General features: G+C 60.4%; 14 protein-coding genes and 1 tRNA gene. 8 read left to right on the top strand and 7 right to left on the bottom strand.

Annotated elements, in window-relative coordinates; genetic code table 11:
- Positions 1-234: 234 nt before the first annotated feature.
- Positions 235-1,002 (bottom strand): RlmE family RNA methyltransferase, encoded by a 768-nt coding sequence (locus SJQ66_RS25145; protein ID WP_046152624.1) that lies wholly within the window; start codon positions 1,000-1,002, stop codon positions 235-237.
- An 89-nt stretch (positions 1,003-1,091) separates the two neighbouring features.
- Between SJQ66_RS25145 and SJQ66_RS25150 the strand changes: the two genes are divergently transcribed.
- Positions 1,092-1,667: a YhbY family RNA-binding protein gene (locus SJQ66_RS25150; protein ID WP_036006783.1), complete on the top strand. Its 576-nt coding sequence runs from the start codon at positions 1,092-1,094 to the stop codon at positions 1,665-1,667.
- Positions 1,668-1,806: 139 nt separating this feature from the next.
- Here the strand turns inward: SJQ66_RS25150 and greA are convergent, their stop codons facing one another.
- The 3 genes from greA to carA form a co-directional block, all read right to left on the bottom strand.
- The gene (greA, locus tag SJQ66_RS25155; RefSeq protein WP_046152675.1) at positions 1,807-2,289 is read right to left on the bottom strand and encodes a transcription elongation factor GreA; all 483 of its coding nucleotides are present in this window, start codon (positions 2,287-2,289) and stop codon (positions 1,807-1,809) included.
- Positions 2,290-2,471: 182 nt separating this feature from the next.
- Positions 2,472-5,726 carry a carbamoyl-phosphate synthase large subunit gene (carB, locus tag SJQ66_RS25160; protein WP_024901449.1) on the bottom strand — a complete coding sequence of 1,085 codons (3,255 nt, stop codon included), beginning with the start codon at positions 5,724-5,726 and terminating at the stop codon, positions 2,472-2,474.
- 148 nt (positions 5,727-5,874) lie between these two features.
- Complete coding sequence (carA, locus tag SJQ66_RS25165) at positions 5,875-7,029, bottom strand: glutamine-hydrolyzing carbamoyl-phosphate synthase small subunit (protein ID WP_046152626.1); 1,155 nt, start codon at positions 7,027-7,029, stop codon at positions 5,875-5,877.
- A 740-nt stretch (positions 7,030-7,769) separates the two neighbouring features.
- Here carA and SJQ66_RS25170 point away from each other — a divergent pair.
- Together SJQ66_RS25170 and SJQ66_RS25175 are read left to right on the top strand one after the other, a co-directional pair.
- Entirely contained in the window at positions 7,770-8,363 is a 594-nt protein-coding gene (locus SJQ66_RS25170; RefSeq protein WP_320534674.1) for a hypothetical protein, read from the top strand.
- A gap of 526 nt (positions 8,364-8,889) precedes the next feature.
- Positions 8,890-9,855 (top strand): hypothetical protein, encoded by a 966-nt coding sequence (locus SJQ66_RS25175; RefSeq protein WP_320534675.1) that lies wholly within the window; start codon positions 8,890-8,892, stop codon positions 9,853-9,855.
- Positions 9,856-9,957: 102 nt separating this feature from the next.
- On the opposite strand, the gene SJQ66_RS25180 is transcribed toward SJQ66_RS25175, so the two are convergent.
- Together SJQ66_RS25180 and SJQ66_RS25185 are read right to left on the bottom strand one after the other, a co-directional pair.
- Positions 9,958-11,736, bottom strand: a complete 1,779-nt coding sequence (locus SJQ66_RS25180) for a transglycosylase SLT domain-containing protein (protein ID WP_024901454.1) — start codon at positions 11,734-11,736, stop codon at positions 9,958-9,960.
- 162 nt (positions 11,737-11,898) lie between these two features.
- Positions 11,899-12,930, bottom strand: coding sequence for a hydroxyacylglutathione hydrolase (locus tag SJQ66_RS25185; RefSeq protein WP_024901455.1), 1,032 nt, complete (start codon positions 12,928-12,930; stop codon positions 11,899-11,901).
- Positions 12,931-12,984: 54 nt separating this feature from the next.
- Between SJQ66_RS25185 and SJQ66_RS25190 the strand changes: the two genes are divergently transcribed.
- Positions 12,985-13,920 carry a class I SAM-dependent methyltransferase gene (locus SJQ66_RS25190; RefSeq protein ID WP_024901456.1) on the top strand — a complete coding sequence of 312 codons (936 nt, stop codon included), beginning with the start codon at positions 12,985-12,987 and terminating at the stop codon, positions 13,918-13,920.
- Between the two features lie 150 nt (positions 13,921-14,070).
- On the opposite strand, the gene SJQ66_RS25195 is transcribed toward SJQ66_RS25190, so the two are convergent.
- A complete protein-coding gene (locus SJQ66_RS25195; RefSeq protein WP_157685754.1) occupies positions 14,071-14,640 on the bottom strand; it encodes a ribonuclease HI in 570 nt (189 codons plus the stop codon).
- 110 nt (positions 14,641-14,750) lie between these two features.
- Between SJQ66_RS25195 and SJQ66_RS25200 the strand changes: the two genes are divergently transcribed.
- The 4 genes from SJQ66_RS25200 to trfA all read left to right on the top strand — a co-directional run bounded on the left by SJQ66_RS25200 (position 14,751) and on the right by trfA (position 17,831).
- Positions 14,751-14,933 carry a hypothetical protein gene (locus SJQ66_RS25200; RefSeq protein WP_253464927.1) on the top strand — a complete coding sequence of 61 codons (183 nt, stop codon included), beginning with the start codon at positions 14,751-14,753 and terminating at the stop codon, positions 14,931-14,933.
- 129 nt (positions 14,934-15,062) lie between these two features.
- Positions 15,063-15,821 (top strand): DNA polymerase III subunit epsilon, encoded by a 759-nt coding sequence (dnaQ, locus tag SJQ66_RS25205; protein ID WP_024901459.1) that lies wholly within the window; start codon positions 15,063-15,065, stop codon positions 15,819-15,821.
- Positions 15,822-15,966: 145 nt separating this feature from the next.
- Positions 15,967-16,041: transfer RNA gene (locus SJQ66_RS25210), tRNA-Val, on the top strand.
- A gap of 1,046 nt (positions 16,042-17,087) precedes the next feature.
- Positions 17,088-17,831 carry a plasmid replication initiator TrfA gene (gene trfA / locus SJQ66_RS25215; RefSeq protein WP_320534676.1) on the top strand — a complete coding sequence of 248 codons (744 nt, stop codon included), beginning with the start codon at positions 17,088-17,090 and terminating at the stop codon, positions 17,829-17,831.
- Positions 17,832-17,877: the final 46 nt, after the last annotated feature.

Here is a 17,877-nt window from a genome sequence, read left to right on the forward strand (position 1 = left end):
CCCCGCCATAGACGCGACCGCAACGCGCGGCCGGATCCACCAGGCAGGTCCGTAATCGTCGAAATGGCCTTCCGGGGGTTTTCCCGTCATTGTTTCGGCTCTTCCCGCTTCATCCCCCTGCGGCTTTGCAACCGCGCGGCACCTTTCATTACGATCCTAAGCCCATACACGCTGAAAATATGTTTCAGAATGTTGCGGCTTGGCGCGGAAATCAGGCAAAACACCCATTGCACGTCATCCCGGATGCTTCAACTTCTTTCCCAAAATGAACGTCTCCGACGATTTGTCGCGCGACGCCTTGGGCTTGCGCGGCGCCACGACCCGGAACTGGTGCTTGAACTTTTCGATAATCTGGCTATATCCGCTGCCGTGGAAGCATTTCACCAACAATGCGCCGTCCGGCGTCAAATGCCGTTGCGAAAATTCCAGTGCGAGATCGCACACATGTTCGATCCGCGCGGCATCGGCCAAGGCAACTCCACTCAAGTTGGGGGCCATATCCGAGATCACAAGGTCAACCTTACACCCACCCAACATTTTTTCCAGCTTTTCGAGCACATCGTCTTCCCGGAAGTCACCTTGCAGGAACGCGACATCCGCGATGGGCGCCATCGGCAGCATATCGAGCGCGATGATCCTGCCGTTCAATGCCGTGGACGGTTGGTCCGGAGATAGCGCTGGGGAAGCTGGCTGCGCACGCTCCGCGGTCTTGCGCATTGACGCCGCATCTGTTGCCACGGCGTGCCCATCCTGTTGCGTGCCCACATCACTTTTCTTGCGTGACAGCATGCCGAGCCGGTTCCGAGCGTACTGGCTCCAACTGCCGGGCGCGGCGCCCAGATCGACGATGACCATCCCCGGACGGATCAATTTGTCCTGCTCGTCGATCTCCTTCAACTTATACGCGGCGCGTGCGCGATAGCCGTCACGCTGAGCCATCTTCACGTACGGATCGTTGATGTGGTCGTGCAACCACGCGTGACTAAAACGGTTCTTTGCCATGAAACTAATCGAATACCCCTGTTTTGGGGGATAATACGCTGCTTTTCCGCCCTACCGGCGGCCCCTGTCTGTTTCTGATCTGTATCGCGATGCCCGCCCTGACCCTGACCCCCGCTGCCCGTGCCGAATTCCGTTCGCAGGCGCACGCCCTGAAGCCCGTCATCCTGATCGGGGGTGAAGGCCTGACCGATGCCGTATTGGCAGAAACAGACCGTGCCCTGACGTCCCATCAACTGATCAAAGTACGTGTATTCGGTGACGAACGCGAAACGCGGATCGAAACCGCCACCACGCTGTGCGATCAACTCAACGCGGGGCTGGTGCAACACATTGGCAAACTACTGGTGCTGTATCGCCCGGCACCATCGGCAAAACCGTCGCGCGACACGCCGCAACACGATGCCAAACGAGCGACGGGCCCCGTGTCCCGTGCCGCAGCCGCACGTGCGGTCGCCGAACTGCCCGCCTCGGGCAACGCACCTGGCAAGGCCAAGGGCGCCGCGCCGCGCATGGTCAAGGTGATCAAGCCCACTGGCAATGAACGCCGCCGGGCACGTCCCAAGGATGTCTTGGTACGCGGCAACGAACGCGTGACCGCCGGTGGTAACATAAAGCGCGCGAAAAAGCGGAAAGTCAGCGTCAAGCGCATGCATCAGAGCGACTGAGCGCAATGGCGCGGCAAACGCCACGCCCACGTCGCACACCGCCGTAACGCGCTACCTGAGAAAAACGAAACGGACCGTTGATAACGGTCCGTTTTTTTATCGACCCAGGACAATACATCACGGGCCTGACGACGTTACGTCACACGTAGCGCACGCCGATGATCTCATACTTGCGCGTACCGCCCGGAGCGACGACCGCCGCCGTGTCACCTTCGTACTTGCCGATCAAGGCACGGGCGATCGGGGAGCTGATCGACACCAGACCATGCTCCAGGTCCGCCTCATCGTCGCCAACGATCTGATAGGTAACCTTCTCACCACTTTCCGCATCCTGCAAATCGACGGTGGACGCGAACACGACCCGGCCCTCGGCGCTGTCTTCCAGCGTTTTCGGATCGATGATTTGCGCGACCGACATCTTGCCTTCCAGTTCGGCAATGCGTCCTTCGATGAACGATTGCTTTTCCTTGGCGGCGTCGTACTCGGCATTTTCAGACAGGTCGCCCTGCGCGCGTGCCTCGGAGATCGCGTTGATAACCGACGGACGCTCGACGGACTTGAGCCGATGCAACTCTTCCTTCAATAATTCCGCGCCACGTTTTGTCAGAGGAATGGTGCTCATAGCAAATTGCCCATACAAAGTTTGCGCATAAAAATCGCGCACAAAAAAATCGCCGCAGCCGGAAAGACCAGCGCCGCTCGTAACGACACAGCACCGATACCGCCCAGCCGCGGCTCATTGCATCCAGTGGCGCATGTCGGCGTCTGCCAGTTACCGGCAGCGCCAACGCACACACGAAGCGTTTAGTTTAGGCGAGCATGCAGTCCTTGTAAATCATAGACCTCAAGCTGCTGCAACGAATTCAAACCTTCGACCGCCGCACGCGCGCCGGAGATGGTCGTGTAGTAGGTCACATTGTTTGCGAGCGCGCTCATCCGGATAGAGCGTGAATCCGCAATGGCAGTACGGGTTTCATCCACCGTGGTCATGACAAGCGCGATTTCGCCGTTCTTTATCATGTCCACCACATGAGGCCGGCCGTCCTTGACCTTGTTGACCACGCGGACGGGAACACCGCCGGCAGAAATGGCTGCCGCAGTACCTTTCGTCGCGACGATCTGATAACCCAACTGGTCGAGACGACGTGCGATTTCGACGGCCGCCGGCTTGTCCGAGTCCATCACGGTCAGCAACACCGTGCCGGACGCAGGCAGGCGCGACCCTGCCGCCAGTTGCGACTTGAACAAGGCCTCACCGAACGTGCGGCCCACGCCCATCACCTCGCCGGTCGAACGCATTTCCGGTCCGAGCACCGGGTCGACCGTCGGGAATTTCGTAAATGGGAACACCGCTTCCTTGACGCTGAAGTACGGCGGGATCACTTCCTTCGTCACACCCTGCCGCGCCAATGTCTGACCCACCATCGCCCGCGCGGCGATCTTCGCAAGTTGCAGGCCGGTTGCCTTCGACACATACGGCACCGTTCGCGAGGCGCGCGGGTTCACTTCCAGCACGTAGATCACGTCGGAAGTCTTGCCCTCGGCATCCGTGACCTGCTGAATGGCGAACTGCACATTCATCAATCCCACGACGTTCAGGCCGCGCGCCATGGCCGCGGTCTGGCGCTTCAACTCCTCGACGGTTGCCGCGGACAGCGAATACGGCGGCAGCGAGCATGCCGAGTCGCCCGAATGGACGCCGGCCTGTTCGATATGCTGCATCACCCCACCGATGAAGACCGCTTCGCCGTCACAGATACAGTCGACGTCACATTCGATCGCATCGTTCAGGAAACGGTCCAGCAATACCGGCGAATCGTGCGAGACCTTGACCGCTTCACGCATATAGCGTTCAAGATCACGGGGCTCATGGACGATTTCCATGGCGCGCCCGCCTAGCACGTAAGACGGGCGTACGACCAGCGGATAACCGATTTCGTTCGCCAGCGTGAGCGCTTCAGACTCGGTTCGCGCCGTGCGATTCGGCGGTTGGCGCAGCGACAGATCTTGCAGCAGTTTCTGGAAACGCTCACGGTCTTCCGCGGCGTCAATCATGTCCGGCGACGTGCCGACAATCGGTACACCGTTCGCCTCCAAATCCAACGCCAGCTTCAGCGGGGTCTGGCCACCATACTGCACGATGACGCCAACCGGCTTTTCCTTGTCGACGATCTCGAGTACGTCCTCAAGCGTCAGCGGCTCGAAATACAGTCGGTCGGACGTGTCGTAGTCGGTCGAGACCGTTTCAGGGTTGCAGTTGACCATGATCGTCTCATAGCCATCCTCTCGCAACGCCAGGGCCGCATGCACGCAGCAGTAGTCGAATTCGATGCCTTGTCCGATCCGGTTCGGGCCGCCGCCCAGCACCATGATCTTCTTGTTGTTCGTCGGCTCGGCCTCGCACTCTTCCTCGTAGGTCGAATACAGGTAGGCGGTGTCGGTTGCGAACTCCGCCGCGCAGGTGTCGACGCGCTTGTACACCGGACGCACGTTCAAAGCGATCCGGCGTGCCCTGACGTCCGTTTGCGTGGTCCCGAGCAGCTTCGCCAAGCGACGATCCGAAAAACCGGCGCGCTTCAGGAAACGCAGCTCGTCCACGCTCAACCCGGACAACGCACGTCCAGCCAGGCCCTTTTCCAACTGCACGATGTTTTCGATCTGCGCGAGGAACCAGGGGTCCACCGCCGTTTCCTCGTACACTTCCTGCACGCTCAGGCCAATCCGGAAAGCATCGGCCAGATACCAGATCCGATCCGGACCGGCGTCACTGATTTCCTGGATGATTTCGTCGCGATCCGTCGACTTTTCATCGAGACCGTCCACGCCCACTTCCAACCCGCGCAGGGCCTTTTGGAACGACTCCTGAAAGGTGCGGCCGATCGCCATCACTTCGCCCACCGACTTCATCTGCGTGGTCAAGCGCGAATCTGCTTCGCGGAACTTCTCGAAGGCAAAGCGCGGCACCTTGACAACCACATAGTCGATCGACGGTTCGAACGAAGCCGGCGTTTGACCACCGGTGATTTCGTTGCGCAACTCATCCAGCGTATAGCCCACGGCCAGCTTCGCGGCGATCTTGGCGATCGGAAAACCGGTGGCCTTCGACGCCAGCGCCGATGAACGCGAAACGCGCGGGTTCATTTCGATGACGATCATCCGACCATCTTTCGGATTGATCGAGAACTGGACATTCGAACCGCCGGTATCCACGCCAATTTCGCGCAGCACCGCCAGCGACGCATTACGCAGCAACTGGTATTCCTTGTCCGTCAGTGTCTGCGCCGGGGCAACGGTGATCGAATCGCCGGTGTGGATACCCATTGGATCGAGGTTTTCGATCGAGCAGACAATGATGCAGTTGTCGGCCGTGTCACGCACGACCTCCATCTCGTATTCCTTCCAGCCGAGCAGCGATTCTTCGATCAACAACTCGTGCGTGGGCGACAGGTCGAGGCCACGCTTGCAGATTTCCTCGAATTCCTCGCGGTTGTAGGCGATACCACCACCGGAGCCACCCAGCGTGAATGACGGACGGATCACCGTGGGATAACCGCTACCGCCGGTCAACACCGCGATCTCGGCCTGTACCTTCAACGCTTCTTCCATCGAATGGGCAATGCCGGATTTCGCCGAGCCCAGGCCGATGCGGGTCATTGCTTCCTTGAACTTCAGGCGATCCTCCGCCATGTCGATGGCCTTCGGCTTCGCCCCGATCAGTTCGACGTTGTATTTGTCGAGTACGCCCTGGCGATGCAGCTCCAGCGCGCAGTTCAGCGCCGTCTGGCCACCCATCGTCGGCAGAATCGCATCGGGCTTTTCCTTCGCGATGATGCGTTCGACGACTTCCCACGTAATCGGCTCGATATAGGTCACGTCAGCCGTGTCCGGGTCCGTCATGATCGTGGCCGGATTGCTGTTGACCAGGATCACGCGATAGCCTTCCTCGCGTAGCGCCTTGCACGCTTGCGCGCCCGAATAGTCGAACTCGCAGGCCTGGCCGATGACGATCGGACCGGCGCCAATGATGAGGATGCTCTTTATGTCTGTGCGCTTTGGCATGTCTGGCGATATTTTTTACTGAATAAGGTGCGGAACGCGTGCATCGAATCGATGCAACAAGCGACGCTGCATCCCGGTTGAAGCAGGCCGGGCGATGGTGCGGGTTTCCCCACGCGACCCGTCCCGCGTCGACGGTGCCACGTCGAGCTTAGCGCGCGTGCTGCGCTGACTGCCCCTTCGAGGCCATCGAATCGATGAAGCGATCGAACAAGTACGCAAGGTCCGACGGGCCCGGCGACGCTTCCGGGTGTCCCTGGAAGCAGAATGCCGGCTTGTCCGTCAGTGCGAACCCCTGCAGCGTGCCGTCGAACAGCGAGACGTGCGTGACCCGGGCGTTGGCCGGCAGTGAATCCGTATCGACCGCGAAACCATGGTTCTGCGACGTGATGACCACGCGGCCGTCGTCGAGATCCTTCACCGGGTGGTTTGCGCCATGATGGCCAGTCTTCATCTTGACCGTCTTCGCGCCAACCGCCAAGGCCATGATCTGGTGCCCCAGGCAGATACCAAACGTCGGAATGCCGCGGGCGATCGCCTCGCGCGTCGCCCGGATCGCGTAGTCGCATGGCTCCGGATCTCCCGGGCCATTGGACAGAAAGAGGCCATCCGGGTTCAATGCCATCGCATCGTCGATCGTGCTTTGCGCCGGCAGGACGGTGACCTTGCAGCCCCGCTCCGCCAGCATTCGCAGGATGTTGTACTTGACACCATAGTCGAAGGCGACCACATGGAAACGCGGTGCCGCCTGCTCGGGCTGCCCGACGCCGAGTCGCCATTCCCGCTGCGTCCACACATACGACTGCTTGGTCGACACTTCCTTTGCCAGGTCCATGCCGCTTAATCCCGGAAAGGAGCGCGCGAGCTCGATTGCTCGGGCGGTATTGTCCTCCCCGGCCAGGATCGCGCCGTTTTGCGCACCCTTGTCCCGTAGCAGCCGGGTCAGACGGCGCGTGTCGATGCCCGCGATACCGAGGACATTGCCGCCGCGCAGGTAGTCGCTCAACGTCTGCTGCGAACGAAAATTCGACGCCACCAATGGCAGGTCACGGATTACGAGGCCGGCAGTCGCGATGGAAGCGGATTCGACATCCTCGTCGTTGGTGCCGACATTGCCGATATGCGGATAGGTCAGTGTGACAATCTGACGCGCGTAGCTAGGATCGGTCAGAATTTCCTGATAACCGGTCAAGGCGGTGTTGAACACCACTTCACCGATCGTATGGCCCTCGGCCCCGATCGACCAGCCACGGAAAATCGTGCCGTCGGCAAGCGCGAGCAAAGCAGGAGGAAAAGACGGCAGCACAGGGAGCTCCTGGTGGATTGCCCTGGCCGACCTGCCGTCTCCCGCATTTGCACCATCGCGCGCTCGGGTCGTGGCCAATTTTTGAACACAACGGCGCTGCGGCGGCACACGTATTGCCGGACCACTTGGAAGCTGAGTCGGCAACGACGGGGGGTGGCGATAGAGGGAGGAGGTAGGCGCTAGGGCTAGGTGTTGATTGGGCTAAACCTGCAAATTATAGCCTAAGACGCCTGCTCATGACACCCCAGCGACACCCCGATGGCTTTGGCACGACAGTCGCACGACGCATGAGACGCTACGAATCGCCCGCCGCGGGAACGACGAGCGCTTGCCGACGGCATTTTCCGGATGGAACCGTCATACCCGGACGTCACCAAACAGATGGCTTCGCGCGCAGCGGGCATAGCCTGGCCGGACAGGGCGCAACGCAACCCCGGAAAGACCGCGGAGATCCTCGTACCCGAAGACAGCCGTCGCGATCGAGACGCCGAAGCACCCTCTACTCCTCACAGGAACCTGTCCATGGATACGCGTATCTGCGATCTCTCGTATTGCCCTTCATCAACGTCGACGCAGGCTGCTGAAACCAATGCCTCCCGCGGCGTCGCTGCCACGTGCGCTGATGTAAAGCGACCGGAGCGCGACGCCCTCATCCTCTTCGCGACGTCGGAACAAAAGTCATCGACGCATTGACCCGCCTGCCGACCGACACCGCTCACCTGACCTTGCTACGCTGTGCGATGGACCGATCGTTAGTCAGCGCTCTGCATGGACTGACCGACCTTATTGCGCTCCATCTTGTGGATACGCCCGCATCCGGGCGGCATTATGTCGGATTCAATCGCAGCCTATCAGCCATCCGGGTGCGCGAGTTGACATTGGTCGGCGGCGACTTTACGCACTATACGGCGCTCGCACTTGCGGCGGACTGCTTTTTGCAGGACGTCACACTGGTCGATCTTGAATTGACGAGAGAGTGGACGCTCACGATCCTGAAATCGTATTCAATCCGTTCGTTGACCCTTGTCCGCCCTCGCGCCGCCTTGCATTCAAGATACCCGGAGTCGATGCGCGCGCCGCTCGTCGACAAGTCCTGGCTGGACTTCGTAAGTCGTGGAACCTGGATCGACATCCGCTACGAAGAGACCGACGAGCAGGCGACGCGGGAAAACCATGCAGGGCCGTCGTTCGCACAACAGACCAATGCCAAAACTCCCACGGCACCTAGTCCAGCACACCCGCCAACATCAACCGCGTCCACGGCGCACGAAAAAGACGTGATGGATAAGGCCACGAAACGGATCGACCTTGGGTGGACCATGGCACGCCTTTAGACTCCAGCGTCCACGCGCGATACGTAAGGCAATGCAAACGGCGCGCGGTTCGCCCGTGCAGCGCGACACGGCTACGGTGACAGGGCCGTCACCGCACCGTACGGTAAGATCAGCGCGAAGCGGACCCGACGTGCAGGCGCCGCCTTGGCTACCGACTTGTTTGGCTTTGTAACGCGCTTGGCGACCAGCGTCGGTGCGGTGCAGTCGGACTCAGCGGCGGGCTTGGCAACCTTCTTCGACTTTCGAAACGTATATATATTGCAATGGCATATTTAGTATTCGCAATAAAATAGACTAAGTCGTATTTCCCGCTGAATTTCTCCCGCCGCCGACTGATACCGGAGTCAAGGCACAGACGGCATGGACCCCATGCACGGCCTGTGACCAAAGTACAGACATCCATCCGAATCCCCCGTCGCCGCGACGATGATGGATGCCGTTCCACGCGCACCATGCGGAACGGTCACGCATGTGCGTCACCAAGAAAGACCCGCTGCGATATCGGCAGCGCTCTTGGAGACGCCTCATGCTTTCCCCGGTCGCCCCCGATTCGAGTAACCCATGCGCGTTGCTCCGACTCAGTCGCATTAACGCGGAGCCAGCTTTCGATCAACTGAACGGTCCGCCGGCATTCAACTACGCTGGCGATACGACACGGTGGCAGGGGCAACCTAATTGGAGCCCGGACGCTTTGTCGCGGCTTGATACACATACCTGTCACATGACGCTGCAAGGAGGAAAACTCGACGATTCAGCGATTCACAATTTGATGCGCTTTCCCAATCTGGCGTCGCTCGAATTGGTTCACGTGGACATTCCGCCGCGCGTGAATTTCGCATTCGTGCGCGCCTTGATGCTGCTGCCCGTCAAGCGGATCTATTACACCAACATGATCCTGCCTGATGCCATGGCCCTGGATGCGCAAAAGATCAAGACGATGATTTACGCAAAGGCGGGGTTGATGTCCGGGGCGATATCGATGCTCATGGGCTCGCCGCACTTGCAGCGGCTCGACGTGCGGGGTGCCCTGCTCCCCTCGCACCTCAATACGCTACCGTTGATGCAGCGCGAACAACCGCTCGATACCTTTCTTTGTCAATGTGACGTCGATGCGCCCCATAGTGACCGCCACAATGCCGCCGATGCGTTGTTGCACCTGCCCGTACGCAACCTTACGCTGGACGGAGGTGCGTTCGACGAAACGGCGGCAGTGGCGCTGGGACAGAACCCGCATCTTGAATCACTGACACTTCAGCATCTGCCACTGACACGAGCGTGGATCGAACAGATCATTACGCCGTCGGTCATACCACCCCAACGGCTCCCCACGCTACGCTTGCTGACAATCGTGGCCCCGAGGGAGGTGCGGGCATCGGGTCGCGCGAATCCCGATCTCGTATCAAGGGTTGACCGCACCTGGCTCAATACGATGCATTACCGTCATGGCCTGACTATCGAATTCCGGGAAGCAAGTACAGCGTCATTGAATTAACGCGCTGCTCGCGGGCGGCAGTCGCGATGCATGATCCCAGAACGCGGGACACCGACACGCTTCACCGGCAAACCCGTCAAGCATGCCGCGACGTTTGCACGATCAGCGCGACGCGACGCGATGGGCCGAGGACGATTTGCCCGAAGTCTTGGCAGGCTTCGCAACCGCCTTGGACGCCACTTTCGGCGTCGCTTTTTCGGCCTTGGCTTGCCTTTCGGGCACGGCGCGGCGACTGGAAGCCACCGCATTCTTCGCGGGCTTGCTCTCACGCACCGCTTCGCGCTTGCCTGCAGCCGGGCGCACCTTGCCCTGAGCGCGCGTGGTTACGATCTTGCGCGACGACTTCGGTTCCGGTTCCGATGCTTGCTCGACCTTGTCAGAGGCGCGGATCACGCGGCCCCGTGACGCGTCGTCGTCCCGCAGCGATACGGTCTGCAATTGCATCGGACGGGCACCGCCATCGACATCTTCACGAACATACACGACCAGCTGCGTGCCGGCACGGAACGACGTGGCGCGCGTGCGATTCCAGCGACGCAGTTCCGCTACCGACACGCCCAGGCGCGACGCCAATGCCGTGGCTGTTTCACGCTGCGGCACCCGCACTGACACGCGACGGTAGATCGGTTTGTCCGGTTCGATCGCCAGCACCGCATTCTCCGCGACAGTCGCGCTGATATCGCCCACCGCAGGGCCATCATCGGATTTCGGCACCAGGATCGTCGAGCCCGGCTTCAGGCGCATTCCGGACGGAATTTTATTGACTGCCATCAGCGTCTTCGGATCAACGCCGATTTTCTCGGCAAGGTCCTTCGGACGTTCGCGTGCGGTGACCTGATACGTGGTCCAGCTAGACAGCGGCAACGTATAGTGTTTCAGATTACGCGCGAAGACTTCGGCACTGTCGAATGGCAACAGAATCTGTGGTTGCGTCGAACCCAGGATGACCGGCTTCGTGAACGACGGGTTCAACGCCTTGAAGTCATCGAGTTTCATGTCGGCCAATTGCGCCGCCACCTTGACGTCGATATCCCGCGACGTGGTCACTGTCACGAAATAAGGGTGATTCGGAATTTCTGGCAGCGTCAGACCATACTTCGCCGGGTCATCAATCAAGTTCTTGACCGCCTGCAGTTTCGGGACGTAGTTACGCGTCTCGTTCGGCATGTTCAAGCTGGCGTAATCGGTCGGCAAACCCTTGGCGGCATTGCGAGCGATGGCCTTCTGTACATTGCCCTCCCCCCAGTTATACGCGGCCAGTGCCAATTGCCAGTCGCCGAACATATCGTGCAGCCGGGACAGGTAATCGAGCGCGGCATCGGTCGACGCCAGCACATCGCGGCGCTGGTCCTGGAACATGTTCTGCGCCAGATTGTAGTCTCGGCCCGTACCAGGAATGAATTGCCACATACCGGCCGCCTTGGCAACCGACAACGCCTGAGGGTTGTAGGCACTTTCGATAAACGGCAGCAATGCCAGCTCGGTGGGCATATGACGCGCTTCGAGCTGTTCGACGATGTGATAGAGATAGAGCCGCGAACGATCGGTCATACGCTGAACATAGTCCGGACGCGTCACGTACCAGTTCGTTTGGGCGTCGACCAGATCGCCAGTCAGGTCGGGCATTTGGAAGCCGCGGCGAATACGGGCCCAAAGATCCGTATCCTGCGTCGCCAGTGCATCGACCGACCCATGGTCCACATCAATCGTCTTGCCCGCCGTCGAACGACGCAGCGCCTTGCTTTGCGCCGTTTCCTTGTTTTGGTCCTGATTGGTGGCGTAGGCGTTGGTATAGCCATCGGAGCCATTCGCCATATTGCTCGCCGTGCCGGCACAAGCGGAAAGCATCAGCGCCAGCAGCGCACAAAGGATCAATCGCATGAAGGAGGCGTCTCGATAGCCAGTAACCAGGGCGGAAGTAGTGTCAGGATGGTAAGGAAACCCGTCCCTCCCGTCAACCTCCGTTACAAAAAAATCTCAATGAAATCGAGGGGCTGCAAGGTTTTTTTAAAGTAACAGCATGGATACCCCTTGTAACGGGTGTTAGAAACGGTCCTTCCACGCGCGTAATTGGGTGAAAGCGGCGAGCCGTGTCAGAGGCACTTCCGCTGCCTGTTCACCCTGCCGTGCCGCCATCACGGCCCGCAGTTGCGGTGCGATGGCCGGCGCATCGGCACGCAGAAACGGGTTGACGCGGCGCTCATGCGCCAAGGTTGTAGGGACGGTCGGCGTACCCGCCGCGCGCAGCGCGTCGGCCTGCACCGACCAGGCTTGCAGGTCCGCATTTTCCGGATCGGCCGCCAATGCAAAGCGGATATTCGATAGCGTGTACTCATGTGCGCAATGCACCAAGGTCGCCGCCGGCAATGCCGTCAACCGGTCCAGCGACGCCAACATCTGCGCTGGCGTGCCCTCGAACAAACGGCCACATCCGGTGGCGAAGAGCGTATCACCACAAAAAACCCGCGGCGGCCGATTCCGATCGATAGTGGCAACCGCAGTCGCTGGGGCGGCAGTGGGTTCGCTCCCCCCTGTTCCCGATGCACGACCTTCACGGGACGACGTGCTATCCGACGCGCGCGACGGGGTGCCCTCCTCATCGCCTGCCCCCGCCTCGAAGTACGCGATATGCGCACGTGTATGGCCGGGGACGTCGATTACCGTAAAATGCGCTCGCGGCGAGGCGGTCGCCACGATATCGCCGCCTCGAATAGGCTGCGTGACCGTCGCGATGTCCTCGCCAGCGGGCCCGTAGACGGGCGGCAAGGCGGATGCCCTGCCTGTGGCGATCTGCCGTTCGGTGTAAGCAAGCAACTCGGCCACACCGCCGACGTGGTCCGCATGGTGATGCGTGAGTAGAATAGCGCTCAGATAATGGTTGCCGGCCTCGAGATAAGCGATGACTGGCGCCGCCTGCCCCGGATCAACGACCGTCACGCCGATCGCGTCCGGGAGGGCGGCTTCGCATTGCGGCACCAGCATCCAAATATAGTTGTCATTGAATGCAGGTAATGGGAAAACGTCGTATGTCTCGCTGGGAGCGGACGCGACGGAAGACGAGGCTGGCGGCATCATGGGCATGAATTGGGGGCAGCGCGACAGGCTGCCGATGTATTTGATTGGGGGCGCATGGCTGAGCGACCGATTATAGACTGGTCCGACTGGACGCAATCCCCGCCGGGGCAATACGTCCTGGCGTGGGAGCAAGCCCAGGCGGATCGTGTCGTCAGTGACATGTTCGGCTATCGCGCCGTGCAACTGGGACTGCCGCAACTTGATGCGTTGCGGGAGAACCGGATGCCTAGCCGCGTGTTGACACTCGACCCGCAAAGCCCGCTCAGCTCGCCTTACCTGCTCCCGCCTACCCGTCCCGGCGCCGATCGCTTGATGCACGCCGGCCAGCCACCTCTGCATGGCCAGCACGGACATCACGTAGGTGGCCGCGAACCGCGTCGACGTTCCGGAAATGCGATATTGGATGCGCAGACGGACGTGCCGCTGCTGCATGCGCCGCCTAACCGGACAACGGTCTGGGCCGACTTCGGCGAATTGCCGTACGAGAGTCAAAGTCTGGATTTGCTGGTGATGCCGCATACCCTGGAATTCACGGTGGAACCGCATGCGCTGCTGCGCGAAGCGGAACGCGTGCTGGTGCCGGAAGGCAAGCTGGTCATTACCGCGTTCAATTCCTTGAGTTTGTGGGGGGTCCGGCAATCGGTCGGCCGCCGGACGCAGCGGCCGTTCGTGCCGGCGGATACCGACCTGATCGCCTTTACGCGGCTGAAGGACTGGATCAAGCTGCTCGGATTCGAATTGAGCCGAGGAAGGTTTGGCTGCTACCGCCCGCCGTTGACAAACGCGAAGTGGCTCGAACGCTGCCGCTTCATGGAGGCGGCGGGCGACCGCTGGTGGCCGATTTTCGGCGCGGTGTACTTGATCACCGCGGTCAAGCGCGAACGACGCATGCGACTGGTGGGTCCGAGTTGGAAGAAGAAAACAGCGGCGGTGCCCTCGGCACTGACACCTGCGGCGGCGCCGACACCCACCTCGGCATCGCGATTGTAGGAACGGCCCGATGCAAGGTCGCCGACAACAGGGAGGGTGGTCACGCAGCCCTTTCGCCCGATTGGCGTACCCTCAAAAAATCGCACGCTCCTGAGACAGCGTCGAGGACCGATCCTTGGCACCGGCGGCCCGGCTTTGTGCATTCGTGCTTCAGGATCCGGCCGCCAGGCGCTTCCGCGACAATTCCGAGCCCTTGTTCGCCAACACGTCGGCGCGTTCGTTCATGTCATGTCCGGCATGTCCCTTGACATGATGAAATCGCACGGATGCATGGCGGCGAACGGCTTCATCGAGAAACACCCAATGCTCGATGTTTGCTTTCTTCTTGAAGGCGCCTTTCATGGTTTGCACCACGTACAGCGAATCGGTGTGAACGTCAATGGACGAGTTGGCCGGAAGATTATTCAACCCGTGCGCTGCCGCCAGTATCTCGGCAACCTGATTTGTGGCGTGCCCGATCGACTCGAATCCTTCGTAGACAACTTTTCCGCTACTCAGGACCACCCATCCACACCCCGCCGGCCCGGGATTCCGCAATGCCGAACCGTCCGAATAGATGACAAAGCTACCGGGCTCCACCGGAGGGGTCAGCGGGGCGTCAGTCTGTCCCGGCGCATTGTCCGCTGGAACCTTACCTTTCGACGCGGCGCCTCCCACATCCGGTTGACGCAATGCCTCGATCGCCACGCGCAACGCACGTTCAGTAATGCCGTTCGGCATCTCATACCATGTTCGCGCGGCGGCGATAAGATCTGCGACAAGAGGTTCGGTATGTGTGCTGCGGCCCATGGTCGACATAAAAATGACTAGTGTAATCGCACTTCGCCTTGGTGACGACCCTTCTGACTGACAACGCCCGCCGGCCCGACGCACTGCCGGACGTACTCCTGACGCACTTTTGTCAGACGAACCGGGACCCGGAAAGCGTGGCCGTCGTGATCGATGTCGCATTGCCCGGCTGGTGCACTTACCTGACGAAAAATGCCGGCTCGTCGATCGACACGATCGCGTAAGATATGCGGAAATCCTGGTCACGGCGCGTTACCGCGCTTACGCGACGCAGCGCAAAATATGCAAGGGCGTGAATTCCGCGCGGATTAGCCTTCGTCTCGCGGCGCCCTCCCACTATTTATTGACAGACGATGCTTCGACAACTTGTATTCGATACCGAAACCACCGGACTGAACCCCAAGACCGGTGACCGGATTATCGAAATTGGTGCGGTCGAGCTGGTCAACCGTCGGTTGACCGGCAATAACCTGCACTTCTATGTCAACCCGGAACGCGACAGCGATCCGGGTGCGTTGGCCGTACACGGCCTGACCACCGACTTCCTGTCGGACAAGCCAAAGTTCGCAGAGATCGCCGAAGCCCTGCGCGACTACGTGAAAGGCGCCGACCTGATTATCCATAACGCGCCGTTCGACGTCGCTTTCATGGAAGCCGAATTTGCCCGGCTGGGATGGCCACCGTTCGTCGAGCACGTGGGCGAGATCATCGATTCGCTGGCCATGGCGAAGGCCACGTTTCCCGGCAAACGGAATTCACTGGATGCGCTGTGTGACCGTTTCGGCATCAGCAACGCGCACCGTACGCTGCACGGCGCCCTGCTCGACTCGGAATTGCTGGCGGAAGTGTATCTGTCGCTGACGCGCGGCCAGGAGAGCCTGGTCATCGACGGTGGCGACGATCACACCGATCATGCGAGCAGCGGCCACGCCCAGGCAGCAAAAACGGCCGCCGCGACCTTCGCATCGCTCTCGCTGCCCGTCCTGCGGGCAACCGACGACGAAGCGGCGTCGCATGGCGCACTGCTCGCCGAACTGGACAAGGCATCAAAAGGGAAATGCGTCTGGTTGGCCGAGCCCGCCGCAGAAGCAGCCGCGCCAACAGCGGCGTGAGCTGTCGCGAGATGCATCGCTCGTGCATGCATTGGCCCGGCGTCGGTGAAAAACGCTTGCAAAGCGAAAGATCGCTGCTATAATCTCGTTCCTCGACAGCGCAAGCAAGCATCAATCGCTCTGCGGTGCTGTCGAATACGACCCAGGGTGGTTAGCTCAGCGGTAGAGCACTGCCTTCACACGGCAGGGGTCACAGGTTCGAACCCTGTACTACCCACCAAAGAATTCCGGAAGAAGCAGGGGCTTATCGATGCTCGTACAACTCGATATGCATGCCGAGTTAGAGTAAATCCTACCTCTGGTTGTCCCAAGAATGTCCCGTCAGTTGACGGGACATTTTCTTTTGTACTATCTTCTCCCACGTCGGCATTCATGACTGCCAGAATCATGGCCAGGAATGCTGGATTTGCGGCGACGTTCTGCGCTGCCGCGATGACGCTGGAGCGTCGAGCGAAGTCAGTGTATGGGATAGCTCGACACGAAACGCTGCGCCTTTGAACAACGAAGGCGTCGGGGGCAAAGACAGTAATGCACGAAGCGCAAACGTTCATTACAGTCCTGCCCGATGTCCGCCAGACACCCGCACGCGGGGCCCACACACGTGAGGACTGTTGACACCTACCCCTCACCGCGCTTTCGAGCCCGTGTGAGGTGTCATGTCCGCCCCGTTCCCCGTCCAGGGAGACGCGCCAGTACGCGTCTTATTCATCGAAGAACTCTCCCGGCTGATCGGTAAAGCACCGACGACCATTCGTACTTGCGCGACGAACACCAAGTACCTCCACCTGATCCCACGCCCTTTCAAGATGCCCAACAGCCGGCGGCTGTGCTGGTGGGAAAGTGACGTTCTTGCTTGGATCAACGCAAGTCGGGAACCACCACCCCCTGCAGCCCGACGCCCGCGCGGCCGGCCAACAAAAGCGCAGCAAGCAGCCTGGCAGTGCCAAACGGTCGAATCTCGGTCGCCAGCCCAGGGGGCGCGATGAACATCGGCCCGCCGATTCATTCCGATGCTTGGCGGGCTGGCTTTGAGGCCGGCGAAACCGGCCGAGCCATGACGCCATGCCCCGCCAGTTACGACTACAGCACGGGGGTCGAGCGATGAATGCTTCGCAAGGCAAAGATGCGCTCCGCTCGCAGAGGGCGCTCGAATCGCCGCAGCCTCCAAGCGTCCTAAGCACTGAGATGTGGTCGCGAATTCAAGAGCGTGCGGCACGCGAGCTCGCACGGCCTCGCCAAATGTTCCTGCCCGGCCTCGAGCCGACCATGCGGGCAATGCCAAATCACATTGCCCGAAGCAGCCTGTTCGCCCCTCTGTCGAAAACCCATCGGCGACGCTTTCTCAACGACCACATCCTAATCAGCCGCCGCGACGTGGTGATCCGGTTCACGGGCATCCAACTCGACGAAAGCCAGGCCGACGTCTGGATGCAGCTCATGCATATCGCGGCGGCCTCCCCACTAGGCGAGCCGTTCGATGTGCGCAGTGCGTCGATACTCGAAGCGATGGGCCGACAAATCGGCGGAGCCGAGTATCGATGGCTTCGACGGGCCGTGGAAGCGCTCTACAAGGCCACATTGATCATCGACGTCGTCAACAAGTACCGCATTGGCGACGGCGATTCCGACGGCGACGGGATACGAATGATCGATCGATTCATATACGACGCAACGCGCAAGCAATACACGCTCGTAATCGACCCTCGATGGGTCGCCATGTATAGCAACCAGGAATTCGCGCGCATCGATTGGGAAAAGCGCCTAGCAATCAAGCGAGGCCAGGACATGGCCAAAACGTTGCAGCGCCTCGTCGCTACCTCTGCCGACAAGGTGCAGCGATACGGCCTCGATTGGCTCAAAGACAAGCTGCAATACACCAGTCCCCTTCGCAAGTTCCGAAGTGCCTTGTGCGCCGCACTCGCGGAGCTGGAGCGCGTTGAAGTCATTGCCGCCGCGCACATCGGAACCAGCACACGCGGCTCGGAGCAAGCAGTCTGGACCAAGTTGTAGCCATGCGAGCCCCCTGTTCTGCGCGGTTCGTCGAATCGTCGCAATT

It is taken from the genome of Robbsia andropogonis (assembly GCF_034047095.1).
Lineage (GTDB): Bacteria > Pseudomonadota > Gammaproteobacteria > Burkholderiales > Burkholderiaceae > Robbsia > Robbsia andropogonis.